At 58.2% G+C, this 19,401-nt stretch carries 17 protein-coding genes; 3 read left to right on the forward strand and 14 right to left on the reverse strand.

Annotated features, from left to right (window positions below):
• The first annotated feature begins 90 nt into the window (after positions 1-90).
• Entirely contained in the window at positions 91-1,530 is a 1,440-nt protein-coding gene (locus RBB49_RS18610; RefSeq protein WP_306144376.1) for a lipopolysaccharide biosynthesis protein, read from the forward strand.
• Positions 1,531-1,720: 190 nt separating this feature from the next.
• Positions 1,721-2,911 carry a hypothetical protein gene (locus RBB49_RS18615; RefSeq protein WP_306144377.1) on the forward strand — a complete coding sequence of 397 codons (1,191 nt, stop codon included), beginning with the start codon at positions 1,721-1,723 and terminating at the stop codon, positions 2,909-2,911.
• Between the two features lie 86 nt (positions 2,912-2,997).
• Here RBB49_RS18615 and RBB49_RS18620 read toward each other — a convergent pair whose 3' ends face one another.
• The 10 genes from RBB49_RS18620 to RBB49_RS18665 form a co-directional block, all read right to left on the reverse strand.
• Positions 2,998-3,588 (reverse strand): VPLPA-CTERM sorting domain-containing protein, encoded by a 591-nt coding sequence (locus tag RBB49_RS18620; RefSeq protein ID WP_306144378.1) that lies wholly within the window; start codon positions 3,586-3,588, stop codon positions 2,998-3,000.
• A 475-nt stretch (positions 3,589-4,063) separates the two neighbouring features.
• A complete protein-coding gene (locus RBB49_RS18625) occupies positions 4,064-5,518 on the reverse strand; it encodes an aspartate aminotransferase family protein (protein WP_306144514.1) in 1,455 nt (484 codons plus the stop codon).
• A 12-nt stretch (positions 5,519-5,530) separates the two neighbouring features.
• Positions 5,531-6,544, reverse strand: a complete 1,014-nt coding sequence (locus RBB49_RS18630; protein WP_306144379.1) for an NAD(P)-dependent oxidoreductase — start codon at positions 6,542-6,544, stop codon at positions 5,531-5,533.
• On the reverse strand, positions 6,541-6,978 hold the full coding sequence (locus tag RBB49_RS18635; RefSeq protein ID WP_306144380.1) for an EamA family transporter: 438 nt from the start codon (positions 6,976-6,978) through the stop codon (positions 6,541-6,543). Before RBB49_RS18635 ends, RBB49_RS18630 begins: the two co-directional genes overlap by 4 nt.
• Positions 6,979-7,141: 163 nt before the next feature.
• Positions 7,142-8,446, reverse strand: a complete 1,305-nt coding sequence (locus tag RBB49_RS18640) for an FAD-binding oxidoreductase (RefSeq protein WP_306144381.1) — start codon at positions 8,444-8,446, stop codon at positions 7,142-7,144.
• A 5-nt stretch (positions 8,447-8,451) separates the two neighbouring features.
• Positions 8,452-9,888, reverse strand: coding sequence for a UbiA family prenyltransferase (locus tag RBB49_RS18645; RefSeq protein WP_306144382.1), 1,437 nt, complete (start codon positions 9,886-9,888; stop codon positions 8,452-8,454).
• 283 nt (positions 9,889-10,171) lie between these two features.
• On the reverse strand, positions 10,172-10,978 hold the full coding sequence (locus tag RBB49_RS18650) for a class I SAM-dependent methyltransferase (protein ID WP_306144384.1): 807 nt from the start codon (positions 10,976-10,978) through the stop codon (positions 10,172-10,174).
• Positions 10,975-12,027, reverse strand: a complete 1,053-nt coding sequence (locus RBB49_RS18655) for a glycosyltransferase family 4 protein (protein ID WP_306144385.1) — start codon at positions 12,025-12,027, stop codon at positions 10,975-10,977. Before RBB49_RS18655 ends, RBB49_RS18650 begins: the two co-directional genes overlap by 4 nt.
• A 6-nt stretch (positions 12,028-12,033) precedes the next feature.
• The gene (locus RBB49_RS18660; protein WP_306144386.1) at positions 12,034-12,432 is read right to left on the reverse strand and encodes a 6-carboxytetrahydropterin synthase; all 399 of its coding nucleotides are present in this window, start codon (positions 12,430-12,432) and stop codon (positions 12,034-12,036) included.
• A 56-nt stretch (positions 12,433-12,488) separates the two neighbouring features.
• Positions 12,489-13,502 carry a zinc-binding alcohol dehydrogenase gene (locus RBB49_RS18665; RefSeq protein ID WP_306144387.1) on the reverse strand — a complete coding sequence of 338 codons (1,014 nt, stop codon included), beginning with the start codon at positions 13,500-13,502 and terminating at the stop codon, positions 12,489-12,491.
• 98 nt (positions 13,503-13,600) lie between these two features.
• Between RBB49_RS18665 and mdoH the strand changes: the two genes are divergently transcribed.
• Positions 13,601-15,424 carry a glucans biosynthesis glucosyltransferase MdoH gene (gene mdoH / locus RBB49_RS18670; RefSeq protein WP_306144388.1) on the forward strand — a complete coding sequence of 608 codons (1,824 nt, stop codon included), beginning with the start codon at positions 13,601-13,603 and terminating at the stop codon, positions 15,422-15,424.
• Positions 15,425-15,482: 58 nt separating this feature from the next.
• Here the strand turns inward: mdoH and ptsN are convergent, their stop codons facing one another.
• The 4 genes from ptsN to lptB form a co-directional block, all read right to left on the reverse strand.
• Positions 15,483-15,950: a PTS IIA-like nitrogen regulatory protein PtsN gene (ptsN, locus tag RBB49_RS18675; RefSeq protein ID WP_306144389.1), complete on the reverse strand. Its 468-nt coding sequence runs from the start codon at positions 15,948-15,950 to the stop codon at positions 15,483-15,485.
• 61 nt (positions 15,951-16,011) lie between these two features.
• Entirely contained in the window at positions 16,012-16,599 is a 588-nt protein-coding gene (gene raiA, locus RBB49_RS18680) for a ribosome-associated translation inhibitor RaiA (RefSeq protein WP_306144390.1), read from the reverse strand.
• Between the two features lie 310 nt (positions 16,600-16,909).
• Positions 16,910-18,460, reverse strand: a complete 1,551-nt coding sequence (rpoN, locus tag RBB49_RS18685; RefSeq protein ID WP_306144391.1) for an RNA polymerase factor sigma-54 — start codon at positions 18,458-18,460, stop codon at positions 16,910-16,912.
• Positions 18,461-18,548: 88 nt separating this feature from the next.
• Positions 18,549-19,304, reverse strand: a complete 756-nt coding sequence (gene lptB / locus RBB49_RS18690) for an LPS export ABC transporter ATP-binding protein (protein ID WP_306144515.1) — start codon at positions 19,302-19,304, stop codon at positions 18,549-18,551.
• Positions 19,305-19,401 lie beyond the last annotated feature (97 nt).

A 19,401-nucleotide genomic window follows, 5' to 3' on the forward strand; every position in this document is an offset into this window, starting at 1 on the left:
GCAAGACCCGTGCTTCAAGAATAGTGCGGCGGATCAATCGGGGCGCAATACAGGGACACGAAGCGCAATCCAATGGCATCGATGCTGCGAATGTCTGTCATCAACACCTCCGCGGGCATGCTGTCCATGCTCATGGGCTTCGTCTGCAGCATCATTGTTGCGCGAACGCTTGGCGTTGAAGGCACGGGTGTTGTGGCTTATGCGCTGTGGTTCATGTCGGTCGCGACCGTGGTCTCCGATTTCGGCATGCCCCAGGCCGCGCTTCGGTTCATTGCCCGCGACACCAACGAGGAAAGCGGCAGAAGCCCGCTCTTTCGAAATCTGCTCAAGCGATTTGTCCTGACAACCGGGTTTATGGCATGCGGCATTGCGGTCTACGCTCTGTGGCAGCAAGGCCAGGGCAATATCGACGGAGCGATTGCCTGGGCCGCAACGATCGTCCTGTTCCTGAGCTACGCCTATGCCTCCATGGCAATCAACGCGGCGCAAGGGCTCGGGCAGTTCGACCGCACCGCGTCCATGACCCTGGTCGGCTGCATCGTTCAACCGGTGTTCGTCTTTGCCGGCGCTTTCATATTCGGTCCGGCCGGTGCGATCCTTGGTCATGCGACCCGGCACCTGCCGCAAGCTTTCGACCTTGGGCGGTACTTCGGCAGATCAACTGCCCCGGATCGAAAATTGCCAAAGGACGTTGCCCTTTATGCCCGCAACAACTGGTTTTCGGGAAGCATCTTTGCGCTTTTCGGCGCGCGTATCGAGCTCGCGGTCATCGGGTTTTTCTTCACGTTCACACAAGTCGGCTACTATTCGATCGGACTGACCATGTCTGGCATGGTGGTGCAGTTCGCCGTGTTCAGTCTTGCTTTCGTCATTCCGCAATTCGGGGTGCTGCACGATCAAAAGGATGAACGGGCCATTGCAACAGCGTTCGAGGGAACAATCCGCTGGCTTGCAATCGTGATTGCGCCGGTCGCGATCGGCGGCGCTTCGATCGCCCCTGTCCTGATACCGCTCGTTTTCGGGGAAGACTTCCAGCCTGCCGTCTGGCCTGCGGTGATCCTGCTCGGATTTTCGATCGCCCAGGCGATGTCGGCCGTGATCTCCCGCGCCATTCTCGCCAGGGACAGGAGCGCTGACGAGTTACGCATGACAATCGCCTGGTGTGCAATTACCACCGTGGCACTGCTTCTGATCGTTCCCGCATTCGGACAGATGGGCGCAGCAGTGGCGCGCGCAGCGGCAAGCCTGCTGCTTCTTCTGATACTCGGCATCTATTGCCGGCGCGTCCTCAAGCTGAGGCTTCCTCTCGTTGCGCTGCTGAAATGCATCTGCGCTGCGCTGCTTTGCGCCGGAACGGCGACGCTCGTGCTCTCCAGGCTCGATGGTATCGCCGGGTTGCTGTTGGCCGTGTGTGCTGCAGCGTTGGTCTACCTGGCGGCGCTTCTGGTCTTCCGCACGGTGCCCAGATCCGAATACGAACCGGTGCTGAGCGATGTCAAAGACCGCTTGCGCGGCCTGAAGGCAACCTGAAGCAAAAAGCCTCAATCCGCCGCAAGTCCGATTAAGGCGATATTAGTCTGAAGCGGTTATGCTTGGGCCAAGACCGCTACTTGGGGTTGTTTCCGTTAACAGGAATGCACGCTTGCCAGCCTGCATCGTTGACGGTGCGACGGGGGACCGGCAGTCATGCGACCAACCAACGGAAAGACACGATTGAACCATGTCCTTGACGAACACCTTTGGCGATCGCCTTGAAACGGTCCTGCATGCCTCTCAAAAACTGCTGTCGAAGGAGCTTGTGACTGCTTTCTCGGTCAGCGTTTTTTCCCTGATCGTGCTGGGCACGCTTGCCCTTGCCTATTTCAACCCGATCTACAACTGGGACATCCTCGCCTATGTCGGGATCGCCGCCGAGGATCAGCTGGAAAGTGCGGAGGAGATTCACCAGCTGGCTTATGGCGAAGTCCAGGAAGCCGCCTCGGAGCTGCAATTCTACAAGGTTACGGCAAGCATCCCCTATCGGGTCAATCAATATGAGCAACCCGAACACTTCGTTTCACTCTTCCCGATGTTCCGGGTCAAGGTCGGTTACATCGAGGCGATCAAACAGCTTGGCAGCGTGACGGGGCTCGTCCACGCGACAACGATCATCTCAACGGTCTCCGCCGCACTGGTCGGCCTGTTCATCCTCTTCTGGAGCGCCCGCCAGAACTTCACTCAGGGTCTCATGATTATCGGCCCGGCGGCGATCCTGATCGGATTTACCTTCTCCGCACGGGAAGCAACGCCGGATCTCATGATGGCGGCCTTCGCGCTGCCGGCGGTCTATTTCATATGCCGCGAACGCCCGCTTTACGCCGCTCCATTCCTGTTCATGATGTTTCTGGTAAGACCGGACGGGCTGCTGTTCTTCTTCGCGCTGCTGCTTGCCGCACTCGCCATCGGCAGAGACAGGATGATCTATCTCGCTCTGTTTGCGGGAGCGCTGCTGCTTTACTTCCCGATCACCAGTTCCGCCGATCATCCGGGCTGGTGGCCGCATTTCTACTTTTCAAACGTTGAGTACCAGGACGACATGCGCGGATTCGATCCGGCCTTCAGCGCGGTCCTTTACGTCAAGGCCCTTGTCGTCAATCTCGCCCGGACCGTACAAGCCTTCAACTGGCTGATGGTGCTGGCGATTTTCCTTCTCGGCTTCGGACTGCTCCTGCGCGGCGGTGCAAGTGTCAGCAAGGGACAATGGATAGCCGTCATTGCGATCACGCTCTGCATCGGGGGCAAGTTTGTCACTTTCCCGCTTCCGGATGACCGGATCTACCTGCCATACATGTTGCCGCTGCTGGTGGTTCTGATGGAAATCTGGAAACCGGTCTTTTCGCTTCCTGCCGAGAATGCCCGCGCCCGCGTTTGACGGGACTGCAGATTGATCAAATACAAAAAACGCCGCCCGACCGGGCGGCGTTTTCAACTCTCAGATCAGTGTCTGAAGCGTTGGATTCAGGCTTTCCTGCGGGACCTGTAAAGGGCCATGCCACCAAGAGCGGTGAGCAGAAGAAGACCGCCGGCCGGAAGCGGAACAACGGTTGCCTTCACCGTCCAGTAGCCATCTTCAGTCGGCGCGATCACGCCGGCAATCGGATCCACTTGGAACTTCCATGTACCGGAGAATACACCGATCCACTGGCTGCCGGAGCCGTCAAATCCGAAGCTGGTAAGCGGACCAGCTGTGCCGTAGTTGAAGTTGCCGTCAAACCCGACCTGATCGCTGAAAGGCATCCATGAGAACATCACGTTGTACAGCGTGGCACCAAAGTTCATGGTCCAGCCGTCTTTGTGCTTCGTGCTGTTGAGATGGCGTACGGTACCGAAAATGTGGGTATCGCCGGTCAGATCGAGTACTGGTGAACCGGTGCCGTTACTGAAATCGTTCAGCGCGTGATCGATCACCAATCCATTGGAATCAGGGTTCGGAAAGTTCGGACCACCCTCGGTCACATTTCCCGATACTGGTATTGCGTGAGCCTTCTCCGCGGATGCAAGCGGAAATGCAAGCAACGCGGCTGCCAAAGCCAAGCCAAGAAACTTCATTTTTTGTCTCCTACCTAAAAATTTTTTGCCCGAAAGTTATGAATCTGTCCCCGTGCAATCGAGGCATTCTCGGATTTTTTTCTTTGGACAAAAGTTAACACAATCCTAACGCAGCGTAAACAAGTCGACATAATTTATTTTTATATATCTATCAATAATTTAGATGATTCAATAGGACAAAGACATAAGCAGATCGGGACCAGGCTGAAAATGGCAATCGAAAGAGGTGCCCGTGCAGCATGAACGCCTCCGCATCACCGGCGACGCCAGGCTGAACAAGCACACACGCACGAGCGAGCGGCTGTTCCGGACATTTCCGAGACCAAGGCTTGCGTTGCTTTTAAAGATGCCCATTGGCGCGTTGGATATCCAGCCAAAGGATCGCTGCCGGCACCAGGCGTGCATTTACCAACGGCAAAACCCCGCCTCTTGCGAAGCGGGGCTGCGTCCTGAACGCGGTCTTGATTGATCCTGCCTACGCCGCCTGTGACTTGATGAAGCCGTTGACGATGCTGACGATACCCTTGGACAGAAGATCGTCGAGTGCATCACAGAATGTGTCGACATTCTCCGTGTTGCAGACAAGCGGCGGCTCCAGCCGGATGACGTTGCGATTGTATTCGGTAAAGGCGACCAGGATATCGTAGTCGCGCAGCAGCTGGGCGCCGATGAATCCGGAGAGCGACCCTTTCAGCTTGTCGTCGAGCAGTGAGAGCATCGGACGCAACACGACGGGCATCGTCTTTGAGAAGTCCTGGAATTCGAGGCCGACCATCAGCCCCTCACCACGCACATCCTTGATGATCTTCGGGTACTTTTCCTGAAGCTGTTTCAGTCTGGCGATCAGATGCGCGCCGACATGCGCGGCGTTTTCGATGAGATCTTCATCGTAAAGCACATTCAGCCCTTCAATCGCTGTGATGCTCGCCTCGCCGATACCGCCGAACGTCGCCTGAGCGTGGATCATGGCTGTCTTCGGGGAGCCGTAGGCTTTCATATAGACATCACGCTTTGCGATCATTGCTCCGACGGCCGCCTTGCCCGCGCCCAGCGACTTCGCCAGCGCGGTGACGTCCGGGACAACGCCATAATGTTCGAATGCGTAAAACCTGCCGGTACGGCCATAGCCGCACTGGACTTCATCGGCGACCCAAAGGACGTTGTGTTTGTCACAAAGCGCCCGAACGCCCTTCCAGTAGCTCTCCGGTGCGGAGATGATGCCACCTCCGCCCTGGATCGTTTCGAGCACGACGACGCCAATGTCGGGATCCGCTTCAATCACCTGCGTCAAGGCGTCCAGATCACCGAACGGCACCTTGATGTGGTTGTCGACAAGCTTGAAGTCGCCCTGGTAGAGATCTGAATCCGTGATGGACAAGACGCCTTTGGTCTTGCCGTGAAACGAGTTGCCCGCATGGACGATCTTGCAGTTCTTCCTGCCGGACGCGCGTTCGGCCACCTTGACCGCCGCTTCCATGGCTTCAGACCCGGAGGAGCCGAGAAAAACCATGTCCAGTTCACCGGGCGAACACGCTGCCAGGTTCTTTGCAAGCGCAGTGGCATATTGGGACAGGAACGCAATCGCGATCTCGTGACGGCCTTCTTCCTGGAATTTCTGCCGTGCCGCAATCACGCGCGGATGGTTGTGACCATGTGCCAGTGATCCGAACCCGCCAAAAAAATCGAGGATTTTCCGGCCGTTCTGATCGACGTAGTACATGCCCTCGGCGGTCTCGATCTTGACCTTGTGGAACCCGAGCAATTTCATGAAATGGAACTGGCCCGGGTTGATGTGCTCCTTGAAGAGATCGGCCATCGTCCTGGCGTCAAGCGCCTTGGCCTCTTCGACCGTGATCAGGTCCGGCTTCCGGTTGTCCGGCAGGTCAGTGCCGGAATGCTCGTAGTCGTCACGAAGTGCGGTGTTCTGCATCATCAGGAATTCCTATTCTGCCGGCTGCGCTGTGCTGTGGCTGATGCCCGCACCGCTGTCTTTTTGTGCCCGGTATTCGTCGTAGGCGGCAATCAGCATGTCTTCGTCACGGTAAGCCGGGACCCAGCCCAACTGGCGCTCGCCCTTGGAAACGTCCAGGACGCACATTTCGTCTGCGATCAGGTATTGCTCAGGGTCCATGAGCGGCATGTTCAGGGCATCGAGCAGGTCAAGCGTCCGCTTGACCGCAAAGCCCCAGGTCGGCACGAGGATCGACTTTGAGCTCGCGTGCCTGACCAGATCTCCCAGGAGCTTTCTGACAGGTGGCGGGTCGATCGACCCAAGGTTATAGGCCTCGTTCGGGACACCGGCCTTCCAGGCCTTGTAAGCCGCGTCGGCACAGTCATAAACGGAAATGAACTGGTAGGGGTTCCTGCCCGAACCGATCATCGGGACAGGCAAGTTCATGTCAATCAGTTTGAAGAGTTTGGTCAGGATACCCAACCGGCCCGGCCCGATAATCAGGCGTGGGCGGAAGAGCGTGATATCCATGCCGCGCTGCCGCCACTCCTGCGCAAGAGTTTCGGTATCCAGCTTCGACTGACCATATTCACCGAGGGGTGAAACCGGGTGCTCTTCCGTCATCGGATAGGTCACGGTGTGGCCGTAGACCATGTCGGTCGTGTAATGCACTAGTCTGGAAGCTCCGGCCCGGTCCATCGCCTCGATGATGTTTTTCGTGCCGTCATAATTGACCGGGTAGAAGAAGTCGTGCCGCTTGGCCCGTACCTGGATCGGCGACAGCATTTTTGCAGACAGGTTGTAGACCATGTCGTCGGAGGCAACCGGAACGGCCGCAATCGCTGCCGGGTCCGTGACATCGCAGTCGATGAAACCTGCCTTTGCATAAACGTGCCTGTTCGTGTCCGAGATGTCGGCAACGATCACGTCTTCACCTTCTTCCGAAAGGCGCTTGGCAAGCTGCCGGCCGACGAACCCGTCGCCGCCAAAGAGGATATGTTTCACTTCGAAGTCTCCTCAAGAGAAGCCGTTTGGATCTTGGCCTGCGCCGCGACCGCATCCTGTTTCGTGCCGCCCTGCGCGATGAACACCGTGCCGACGCAGATCAGTGAAATGCCGAGAACCCGCATTGCATTCAGGTCTTCGTGGAAAATGAAATAGGCGTAGACGGCGACCACGACGTAGGCGAGCGACAGGAACGGATAGGCGTAGGACAGTTCCACCCTGGAAAGCACGTAGAGATGCGACGCCATCGAAATCACGAAGGTGCACAATCCGAGAAAAACGAATGGCGTGAAGACAACCTGCAGAAGCTTGATAACCAGGTTGCTGTGAAGCGAGCTGAAGTCACCAATCTGCGTCATGCCGTATTTCAACATGATCTGTGCGGCTGCATTTGTCAGAACCGTGAACAGAATGAAGGGCAGGTACGTATTCATGCAGGATGATCTCCGCGCACATTTTTTGATTCAGTTCGAATATCTGTCCAATTTCATTAGATTGGATTAATTCAGGACTCTTTCTGTTTACCCATCTACTTATGAATAACAGATCGTTACTTTACCGGTTGAGCTTTTGCTTATTTCCATTCTTTATGGGACCTCATTGACTCATGACCGTTCTGCGCCAGAAATCCGAAAGCAGTGCCGGATCACGCATTGCCTCAAGTTTCTGCCATTCGGGAAACGAGGCCTTGAACGTGGCGGACGACATGCGGCGGTCCTTGTATGGGTTCACGGCGCCACCCGCCGCGAGCGTGACCTCATCCAGTTTTGCGAGAAGTCCGAGCGTTGCAGATCCCTTGTCGGGGAAGTCCAGTGTCAGCGTGTAGCCTGCGCGCGGGAAGCTCATGAAACCGGGGCTTTTCAGTGATCCGAAACGCTTCAGGACCGTCAGGAACGAGCCGTGCCCGGCTGCCTGCGTACACTCCAGAAGCTTCTTGACCGTCTCGAAGCCGACGTCCTCCGGGATCACGCTCTGATGCTGGTGGAGACCGCGCGGCCCATAAAGGCGATTCCATCGCCCGATCCGGTCCAGCGGAAAAAAGAACTTCTCGCAAGCAACCGTCTTTACCGAAACGCCTGCCGGAGCGCTGCGGAAATAGCTTTCATTAAAAAGGCGCAGGAATGGACCCTGCAACGGGCTGATCGGAGGCGTGAACGGGATCTTAAGCGGCGATGTTCCGGCGGCGGCTGAATGTCCGCCTTTCGTTTCATGATCGCCCGCGATCAGATGCCCGCGCCCGAAACGGGTTCCCGTGCCCAGAGAGTCGAGCCAGGCGACGGCATATTCGTGTCGTTCATCGGCTTCGCGCGCGAGTTCGAAATATTCTCCGAGATCATTGAAACGGGTTGTCTCCTGCCTGATGGACGAGGCACCAACGCGCATCAACTGAACCGACGCCTTGCGGATCAGTCCGGTCAATCCGAGGCCGCCGACCGTCGCTTCAAAAAGGCCGGTCCCGTCTTCCGGCGTGACGACGAGTGATCCCCGGTCCGTCCGGTCAAGGTGAATTTCCCTCACATGACAGCCGAAGGTTCCCCGGCGATGATGATTTTTTCCGTGGATGTCGTTTGCGATGGCGCCGCCAAGGGTGACGAATTGCGTTCCGGGCAAAACGGCGGGGAACCATCCGGCCGGTGCGACCGCGTCGATGAGGTCGGACAGCAGCAGGCCCGCCTCTGCTTCCAGGATGCCCGTCGTGTCATCGAACGAAATGATCCTGCCGGCTTTGCGCGATGCGATCGCGGCGCCGGAGGCGTTCAGGCAACTGTCACCGTAGCTGCGTCCGTTGCCGTAAGGCAGCGCGCTGCCGCCGGCCCTTTCATCCGCCAGAAATGCCTCGGGCTTCAACAGTTCGGAGTTTTCGACACAGAGCCCACCCCAACTTTCGACATGTGCGGTCATCGGGCTCACCACACGGCTGCAATAAGAAACAGGACCGCGCCGCAGCCGATCATCAACTGGCTGCGCCAGTCCTTCAGAATGAAGACGATCGGATCCTCGTGCATCTCGTCGCGCCGGGCCAGGATCCAGATCCGCATGATGATGTAGAGGATCAAAGGGCACAGCAGCCAGATCATCTGAGGCACGGAATAGGCACGCTCGATTGCCGGACTTTGAATGTAAAGCGCGAGCACGAGCACCGCGGCAAATCCCGAGGTCATGCCGGCCTGTGAAATCGTTTCGAGATCAACGTGCCTGTAACCGCGCCCGGTGACTTCTCTGGACGCGGTTTCACCCACCTGCTGCAACTCGGTGAACCGTTTGACCAGTGCCAGCGAAAGGAAGAAAAACACGGAAAAAGCAAGCAGCCAGAAGGAGTATTCGATACTCGCGGCAACCCCGCCTGCCAGAACACGGATCGTGTAGAGCCCCGCCAGCACGAAGACATCCAGCAGGAGCATGCGCTTGACCGAGAACGAGTAGGCCGTCGTGATGGCAAGATAGAGGGCGAGGATACCGGCAAACCCGATCGGCAGAGCCGTGGAAATCAGGAACGCCACGACGATCGAACCGAGCGCCAGTGCAAGGCCGTTCGGAATACTCAGTTCACCGCTTGCAAAGGGTCGTTTCCACTTGGTCTTGTGATTGCGGTCGGCCTCAAGATCCAGCAGATCGTTGAGAATGTAGATTGCGGATGCCGACAGCGAGAAGGCGACAAAGGCCAGAACCGCGCTCAAAAACACGGAACCGATGAAGATCTCATGCGCCATGACGGCCGGGACGAAGATCAGCGTGTTCTTCAGCCACTGGTGCGGCCGCATCGCTTTCAATGCCGCCTTTGCCTGGCTTCCGGTCGCATCAATCCGGCTGGCACCCGATTGTTTCTGCCATCGGTCCGCCGCCCTGTCCGGAGCGACGACGACAGCTTCGGACGCGGCCTCGAACAGACAGACGTCATGATGCGAATTGCCGTAATACTCGAAGCCCAGATCTCCCGCTTCGGCTTCAATGCGTTCCAGTTTGCGTCCCGAGGTCAGGTTGGTGTTTTCATCGGAGGCGAGCACGGCGTCGAACAGGCCAAGATGCTCAGAAACGGCGTGTGCGAGTTTTTCATTGGATCCGGTCGCCAGCACAAGACGCCGTCCAAGCGCTTTCTGACTTTCAAGCTCCGAAACGACTTCCGGCCGATAAGGGAGAACGGTCACGTCGATTTCGGCCGTTTCGGCCAGTCTGGCCTTGGTGAAGGCGATGCCTCTCAGGACCCAGCCGAACAACGAGACCACGATCAGCGGGTTGCGGCGCAAGGCCTGAAACAGGCTTTCCCAAAGCAGATCGGTGCGGAGCAACGTTCCGTCCAGGTCAACGTAGATCGCCCTGTTTGAAGTTTCTAAGCGTTGATCCATAACGCAGATGCCCCGAGGCCCTGCTCCCCTTGCAGCTCTCTGCGGAGCTTTCAGAGCGGAACCTCTTTCCCTGATTGCCTTTGTCGATTGCACACAAGACGTGCTCTTTAAGACTTGGGCTACCGGAAATTTCTTAGCATGCGCTTTAGAGAATTGTAGAAGCCCAGTATTTGTTGGGCATTTTTGCGTAATTTAAGCCCATTTTAACAAGGCGATGCAGTTATACTTAGTTTTGTATTAACTCAAAATGTTCAATTCGACACATCCCGAAGGTTTCTGCAAGTCAGGAACCCTGGCCCGGAAACGCCGCGAAGTCGATGTGACCCACCGTGCAGCGGAACCTGCCCGCCCCCGCCTGATCCAGATGCCCACTGCGCCAGGCCTCGACCTGTTCGCCCGATGCCCCGTATTTCACGCCGACACTGCTCCAGCCCGACAGAAACTCTGCCAGGAAGCCGGTGTCGGAAGGACCGATCTCCCAATCAGACGGCCCCTGAACAACCTGGTAACCGGCGGACCGGAACAGATCGATGGCGCGCGCTGCCGCGCCCGGACCCAGAGCCTTGCCGAAACCCTTGTCCGAGAGCTGATCGTGGTTCAGGGCGTCCCGCATCGTATCGTCCAACGCGGATGCCGGCTCGAAACCGATGCGCCCGTCATAGCTCAAACTGGCGAGGAACGGTTTGCCGGCCTCGACCACGCAATTCACAAGACGCTGCAAAAACGGCTCTGAGACCAGATCGAGAAAGGCCGATGTGCTGATCGCGTCGACTTCGGAAAAGGGCAGCGCTTCAACATCGCTGGCGAGGTCGATCCCGAGCGTGGCAAGATCTCCGGAACCACTTGTGCTCCAGCGTGACGTTGCCACCTCAAGCAGACCGTGATCATAGTCCGTCAGGAGCCAACTCGCGTCTTCCGGGAGGTGGTGTTTCAGGGCGGCCACCGTTGAGCCGGCCCCGCTCGCAAGATCAAGCATCCTGGGCGCAGCGGAAGGAACACGCTCCATAAATGCGGCCTCGACAGCCTGATCTCTTGCAGCAAGATCCAGCGGCTCTCTCAATGCGAGCCAATCGGAAGAAAACCCGCTCATTGGCCTGCCCCTTTCAGGGCGGCAGCGAATTTGGCCGCCGCGTCCTTCCAGTCCGGCAGGCCCGCTGCCGCGGCTCTTGCCGCTGCGGCCATATCGAGGCGCTTGCGCTCATCCGTTATCAGCAGTTTCAGCGCGCTCCGCAGTTTTTCGGTGTCTTCCGTTCCGCAATAGATCGCAGCGCCATCTGGAAGCGTGTCCGCAACGGCACCACCGCCGCTGCCGATCACCGGCAATCCGTGAGCCAGCGCCTCCGTATAGGCCATTCCATATCCCTCGTACCGGCTTGCCAGCACGAAAACGTCCGCCCCGCGGTAAAAACCGGAAAGATCCTCGGGAGCGATCGCCCCCTTGAACGTGACACGATCGGTGAGCCCGAGCGCGGACAGCTGTTCCAGAAGCTCGGCATGGCACAGAGGGTCGGCGTCAAGGCCGCCGACGATGTCGAGATGCCAGTCGTTTTCCTTGAGGTCGCCAAGGGCGGAAAAGAGAAGATCGTAACCCTTGCGCCTGACCACGGTGCCGACCGAAAGCAGGCGAAGCCTGCCGGACGGCTGTCGTGCCGCCAATTCCTGTTTCGCGGTTCCGGGCAAAACGACCGTGATCCTGTCATTCTCCGCGCCAAAAAGATCCTCAACCTGCGCGGCCGTGGCATGGCTTGTGACAATGATGTGCCGTGCCTGGGCAAGCGCTTTCCGTTCGCTTTCAAGAAGACGTGACGCCTGCGCCTCGGAAACGCCCGTTTCCCGGCACAGGGGGTGATGCACAAGGGCGCAGAGGCCCAGCCGGCCGGATATGGCCGCGGCCGCTTCGGGCAAGACGCCGAATGCAAGCCCGTCGACGACAAGCTGCGCACCGTCCGGGAGGTGTTCGAGCACGTCCTGCGCCCGCGCACGCGTTTCATCAGCGGGAAAGGGAAATCCGTCGCCGAGAGGGACCAGTTCCACCTGCCAGCCAAGATCCTGGAGCCCTGAGATAATCTCCCTGTCGTAGCCGTAGCCGCCTGTGGGCGTATCCAGTTCTCCGGGGTAAGCGAAATACAGCGTATTCATGCGACTTCAGATCTTTGCCTCGTACCAGGCCCGGGCGACGTGGGATTCGGAGATGGTCACCCTTATGGCGTCGAGCTCGCTGCCGGCCCGTCCGAGCCGGTCCTCACGGGCTGCCTTGGCGAGATGATCGTGAATGTGTTTCGTGAGGAACTCCGTCGTCGTATTGACGCCGGCAAATGCCGGAACGTCGTCCAGGTTCTTGTAGTTCAGCGGCGCCAGAACCTCCTTGAGAGCTTCGTGAGCCCGTCCGATATCGATGACCACACCGTTCTCGTCGAGTTCCTCGGAAAGGAAGGCCGCGTCGATGACAAAGGTAGCGCCGTGCAGCGCCTGCGCAGGCCCGAAGAGTTCCCCCTTGAAGGAATGGGCAATCATGACATGGTCGCGAACTTCTACTGCAAACATTTCCTGGTTCCTGAAACAGCGGTTGAAACGGTATCGGACAAATTCCGGGGCACTTTCTAGCAGGGTTCGTCGTCATAGACGACAAGGGTCATCAGCACATCTGACGCTTTGTTCAACAAATCGGGAAGCCGGTCCGGCAAGGCCGTGAACGAAACCTTGTGAGTGATGAGGGTGTCCAGCAGAGGGTCTTTCAGAAGCGTCAGCGCCATCTCCATGCGACGCCGATAGGTCCAGCGGGCCTGACGCTCGACCGGTATGGTGCCCACCTGGCTGGAAACCAGCTTCAGGCGCCGGCAATGAAAGTCGGTTCCCAGCGGAACGGCAACACTTTCTGCGCCGTACCAGCTCATTTCCACGATGGATGTTCCATCTCCGGCGCATTCAAGCGCCGTGGAAAGCCCGGCTGCACTCGCGCTTGCATGGAACACGAGATCCTGGTTTCCGGGCGCGTTTTGCGGCAGTGCAAAATTAAGTCCGAGTGTGTGCGCAGTTTTTGCACGCTCGGGGTTTGTATCGATGACGGTCACGGTTGATCCAGGCAATTGTCCGGCAACGTAAGCTGTCAGGAGACCGACGACACCGCCACCGACCACGCAGATGTGATCCCCAGGTGATGGTTTTCCGTCCCATATAGCGTTAAGCGCTGTTTCCATATTGGCAGCAAGAACAGCACGTTCTGGCGTCACACCATCGGGAACCGGCACACAGGCCTCGGTTGGAAGAGTGAAAGCACTTTGATGCGGGTAGAGCGAAAATACGATTTGACCGACGAGGTCCGGGCCACCTTCACGCACCCTGCCAACACTGGCGTATCCGTATTTCACGGGGAACGGAAAGTCTCCCGACTGGAACGGCGCCCGCATGCGCTGCCATTCGCTTTCCGGAACATCACCGCGAAAGACAAGGCCTTCGGTTCCGCGGCTGACCCCGGAAAAGAGCGCATCCACGAGCACTTCTCCAGGCCGGGGCCGATTTGCCGCAACCGGCCTGATTTCGCATTGCATTCTTCTGGTGTACCACAGCGCTTGCGCCTCGGCTGTGCCGCGCGTCACCACCCCTTTGTCCATCATTCCCGTAACGTTCCGCTTATTCACTTGGCCAGTGTCAATATCAGGACACTTTGACATGCGCACTATCGTCACGATTGCCCGGATTGGAAGTCACAAAAATGTTTCGAGTCTCTGACACCTCCCATTCAGCCATCTCAGCGCGCGCAATGACAGTCCGGCGGCTGGTTTTCTCCGCCCTGCTTGCGATCAGCTTTTTCGGGCTGACCGCCCTGATGGCGGTGACCCTGTCTCCCGGTGGCCTGACACCGCTCGACCTGTTCATCCTTGTCTGCTTCATGGTGACGCTTCCCTGGACGATTATCGGTTTCTGGAACGCTGTCATCGGTCTGCTCGTCATGCGGCTTTCGAAGGATCCCGTGAGAGCGGTTTGCCCGATCGAAACCGGCTCTCCCGATGCACCCCTGACAAGCTCAACCGCTCTTTTGTCATGCGTGCGTGACGAAGATGTTGACGGCCTTGAGAAAAATCTCAGCGCGATGGTTTCCAACCTGATCCGGTCGGGCTATGCGCCGCATTTCAAGCTGTTCGTTCTCAGCGACACGTCCCAGGACGCGATCGCCCTGCAGGAACAGGAAATGGCGGCACGGCTGTCTCAACGGTTTCAGGGACAGATGGATGTCGTCTACCGCCGCCGCGCCGTGAACACAGGCTACAAGGCGGGCAATATCGAGGATTTCTGCGACCGCTGGGGCGATCAACACGACTTTGCGCTCGTGCTCGACGCCGACAGCTACATGTCGGCCGAGGCAATTGCGACGCTCGTTCGCGGCATGGAAGCAAACCCGAAGGTGGGTATCCTGCAAAGCCTTGTCGTCGGCCTTCCGACTGACAGCGCCTTTGCCCGCGTGTTTCAGTTCGGCATGCGGCTCGGCATGCGGTCCTACACGATCGGCAGTGCCTGGTGGCAGGGCGATTGCGGACCTTACTGGGGTCACAACGCGCTCCTGCGGCTGAAACCGTTCAAGGAAGAGTGCCGACTGCCCGTTCTGCCCGGCAAGGGCCCACTCGCCGGAACGATCCTGTCACATGACCAGGTGGAGGCGGTTCTCATGCGCCGGGCCGGCTATGAGTGCCGCGTGCTTCCGCTGGAAACCGGAAGCTACGAAGACAATCCCCCGCATCTTCTGGAGTTCATCCGCCGGGATCTGCGCTGGTGCCAGGGCAACCTTCAGTATCGCCGCCTCATCGGCATGAAAGGGCTGAAGCCCGTCAGCCGTGCGCAGCTGGTCCTTGCTATCCTGATGTTCCTCGGTTCACCCGCCTGGATCGGCTTCATGGTCGGTGCGGCGGTTCTCGGGATGACCACAGACTACGCCCCTTACCGGGCCGACACGGGTGTGTTCATGTTCTTCACCGTGCTCAGCATGGTGTTCGCCCCGAAAATCGCCACCGTGATCGACGTGCTCGCGCGGCGGGACCTCAGAAAGGCGTTCGGCGGGCCAATCCGTATCCTGATCAGTTTCGTGTCTGAAATCGTTTATTCGGCCATGCTTGCGCCAATCATGGCGGTGGCCCACACGATGTTCATGGGCGGCCTTGCCGCCGGCAAGGCCATTGGCTGGGGCGCACAGGCGCGCGGCGTTGCGCGTCTTCCCGTGACCTTGGCGGTGTCCAGGCTGTGGCCGCAAACACTGTTCGGCATCGTGGCCTTCACTTGGTTTTCATTTCAGCCCATTGAGCTGGTCTGGCCGATCCTGCCCATTGCCATTGGGCCGTTGCTCGCGGTCGCGATTGCGGTCTCAACATCAACAAAGTCCCTCGGCAGGCTCGGGATCCAGTCGACGCTTTGGCGCATACCGGAAGAGACGGCACCGCCGCCGGAACTGGCCGACCTTCATCTGGCCGCCCTTTCCAAGGGCTCTGTCCAGTCCGTGGCGCAGCCCGGGATCGTCCAGGGCGACCCGGAACCCGCAGAGGTCTGAAACAAAAAAAGTCCGGCTCGCGCCGGACTTTTTCGTTCATGCATTGTGGTCTAATCGATTAGGCTGCGTTCGACGAAGCGATCGGCTGGACAAGGAAATCATAGATCTCAGCAGCGTCGGAGGACCCCCGTACGCCTTGCGTGACCGAACCGTCCCGCAGCTGGCGGGCAATTCTGGCAAGGGCCTTCAGGTGATCCGCCCCGGCGCCTTCAGGCGCAAGCAACAGGAAAACCAGATCGACGGGCTCGTCATCAAGCGAGTCGAAATCGACCGGTTTTTCCAGCTTTGCAAACAGCCCCACCAAACGGTCAAGGCGCGTCAGCTTTCCGTGAGGAATGGCGATGCCGTGGCCGACACCGGTCGAACCCAGACGTTCACGCTGCAGCAGCGTATCGAATATCTCGCGCTCGGAAAGCCCGGTCAACTCGGCTGCGCGGGAAGCCAGTTCCTGAATTGCCTGTTTCTTGCTTTTGGCCTTCAGCCCGGCAATCACCGCGTCTTTACCCAGAAGATCACTGAGATCCATAAGTTCGCCTACAAGTCTTAGAAGCCGGCCTGCGTTTCGCGGCCAGCTTCGTCCGCATCATCTATTCGGCAGCTTCACCAGCCACCAGTGCAGGGTCGATCCACCCTATATTGCCATCCGGCCTGCGGTAAACAACGTTTACGCCGCCGTTTGCCGCATTTTTGAACATGACGACCGGTGCTTCGGTCAAATCCAGTTCCATCACCGCCATGCCAACCGTCATCGTCTTCACTTTTGCCGATGTTTCGGCAATGACGAGCGGGTTGAAATCCGCGGGCAGCTCTTCGTCGTCCTCCGTGGAGGCCAGAACGTATGACGCTGCTTCAAACGCTTCGCGACCATTGCCATTGTGGCTGTGATGGTCCTTGAGCTTCCGCTTGTAGCGGCGCAATCTCTTCTCGATCTTGTCCGCAGCATTGTCGAAGCTGTTGCGCGGATCCTGATCCTGTGCCGACACCTGTAGCACGATTCCCGTGTCCAGATGCAGGCTGCACTCCGACTTGAAGCCGGTGCCCTCCCTGCTGAGCGTAACGTGGCCAGTGAATCCACCCGTGAAATACTTCGACAGGGCATCTTCAATCCGGTCTGTGATGTGCTCGCGCAATGCATCGCCCACATCCACATTTTTACCCGAAATCCGCAAAGCCATGGGGACCTCTTCTTTTTCTGTTGGCCGTTAGTTCATCAGCAGTTGCCGATGCCGAGACGCGAAACGTCTCAAGTCCACAATGGACCAGTCAGCGCCCAAGCGCCATCCCCTCATTACGTCATGAGGGCGGTGCTATAATTGCGCTAACGCAAAGTGTCAATTGTAAATAAATGGGTATGCGTCGACTGCGTTAGAATAGCGTATATCCAAGATTTTATTTGCGCGGATGCTGCAAAACAAACTCGAACTTGCGCGGAATTTCCGGGCATCCCGGGAACAGCCTGCGTCCGGAAAACCCGGCATCGCACTGTTACAGTTTGGCATTTTTCTCACGACGTCGCTGCACCGACGAGCCGATTTTCATGGCCTCGCGATACTTGGCCACGGTCCGGCGGGCAATGTCGATGCCGTCCCCCTTGAGAGTTTTGACAATCGTGTCATCGGAAAGGATCGCTTTGGGGTCTTCCCCGTCGATCATCGTCTTGATGCGATGGCGGACGGATTCGGCCGAGTGGCTGTCGCCGTCGCCCGTGCCGGAGATGGCCGACGAAAAGAAATACTTCAGTTCGAAAATACCGCGCGGCGTCGCCATGAACTTGTTCGACGTGACCCGGCTTACCGTCGATTCATGCATGCTTATGGCTTCCGCCACGGTTTTCAGGTTCAGCGGACGAAGATGTTCGATGCCGTAGGTCAGAAATCCATCCTGCTGGCGCACAATCTCGGTCGACACCTTGAGGATGGTCTTGGCGCGCTGATCCAGGCTCTTGGCGAGCCAGTTCGCCGTCTGAAGCGAGTCGGTCAGGTATTCCTTCTCGGTCTCGTTGCGCGCCGTCTTGATCACGGTCGCAAAATAGGTCTGGTTGACCAGCACCTTGGGCAAGGTGTCCGAATTCAGCTCCACGGCCCAGGTGCCGTCATTGGCCGGGCGAACGAAGACATCCGGCACCACCGGCTGCACCAGCGCAGAGCCGAAGGCGCTGCCGGGCTTGGGGTCGAGGGCGCGGATTTCAGCGATCATTTCGATCAGATCCTCATCGTCGACGCCACAGATCTTCCGCAAGGTCTGCAGATCCCGCTTTGCAAGCAGCTCGATGTTCTCGATCAGAGCTTCCATCGCCGGGTCGAACCGGTTCTTGTCGATCAGCTGCAGCTTGAGGCATTCGGCCAGATTGCGCGCAAAAACACCGGCGGGCTCGAACGCCTGCAGGACACCGAGAACTGTCTCGACACGGGTCAGATCAACACCCAGCTGTTCTGCCGTATCGTTCAGGTCCGCATAAAGGTACCCGTTCTCATCCAGCGAGTTGATCAGATGACCCGCAATCAGCTTGTCCGCTTCATCACTGAGCGCCAGGTTCATCTGCTCTTCGAGCGATGTTCCAAGGGAAGCCTCCTCGGCGACAAAGGCTTCGAGATTGTAATCCTCGGACGCTGCGCTGCTCGATGCATTCTTGTAGCTGTCGCCGGTTTTCAGCTGCGCGGGATCAGGAGACGCCGGGACGCCGGGTTCATCTGGAAAGACATTGCCAAGATCCGTGTCCATGCGCGACGCGATCGCTTCGGACCCGGTCTCAAGGTCGTTCTGCATCCAGTCGCCCGCATTCGGGTCGTCTGCACCTTCCGCAGCGCCATTAGCGGTGTCCGGCGGCTGGTCGGCAGCGTCCGGCGTATCGGGGGCGCCGCCTTCGCCGGCCTCACCGCCCCCCTTTTCAAGCAGTGGATTGCGCTCAAGTTCCGCCTCGACATAGGAAACCAGATCAAGATTGGACATTTGCAGGAGCTTGATCGCCTGCATCAGTTGCGGCGTCATCACCAGCGATTGGCTTTGCCGCATCTCCAACTTTGTTGAAATGGCCATCGAGTTCCCAGGCGCGTTTGGCTTCTTTTGGTCTGCTTTTTGCTTCTTTGTTACAGACCTGCACTATAGCCTAGCTCGACACTCGTCATCAAAGCGTAAATTGTTCCCCCAGATAAAGTCTGCGTACGTCAGGATTTGTCACGATTTCCTGGGGCAGACCCTCGGTCAGGACCTCGCCCGAAGCGATGATATAGGCCCTGTCGATCAGTCCGAGCGTTTCGCGGACGTTGTGGTCCGTGATCAGCACACCGATGCCGCGTTGCGTCAGATGACGCACAAGTTGCTGGATATCGCCAACTGCAATCGGATCGATACCGGCAAAAGGCTCGTCAAGCAGCATGAAGGAGGGACGGCTGGCGAGCGCGCGCGCGATTTCAACGCGTCTGCGTTCACCGCCCGACAGAGCGATACTCGGCGACTTTCGCAAATGCGTGAGACCGAATTCCGCCAGCAGCGAATCGAGTTCCTCGCGCCGCTTCTGCCGGTTCGGTTCGATCACCTCCAGCACCGCGCGAATGTTCTCCTCCACGGTCAGCCCCCTGAAAATGGAGGCCTCCTGAGGCAGGTAACCGATCCCCAGCCGTGCCCGGCGGTACATCGGCATCTTGGTGATGTTGAAGCCTTCGAGCAGGATCTGGCCCTGGTCCGGCCGGATCAGGCCGGTGATCATGTAAAATGTCGTGGTCTTGCCGGCCCCGTTCGGTCCAAGCAGACCGACGGACTCGCCCGGCTTGACGGTCAGGCTCACATATTTCACCACCTGGCGGCGGCCATAGGTCTTGCCTATGCCTTCGACGACAAGGGCCTGCGACAGGTCGTCTTCAGGCAAGTCGTGGTCAGGCATGGTTCCGTGCAACCCGTTGTAATCCGAAGATGAAATCTTCACTTAAGACTATCCAATCAATCCCTGCTGCATTGTCGTTTCCTGCGCCGGTACCGTC

This window comes from Roseibium sp. MMSF_3412, from assembly GCF_030733265.1.
Classification (GTDB): domain Bacteria; phylum Pseudomonadota; class Alphaproteobacteria; order Rhizobiales; family Stappiaceae; genus Roseibium.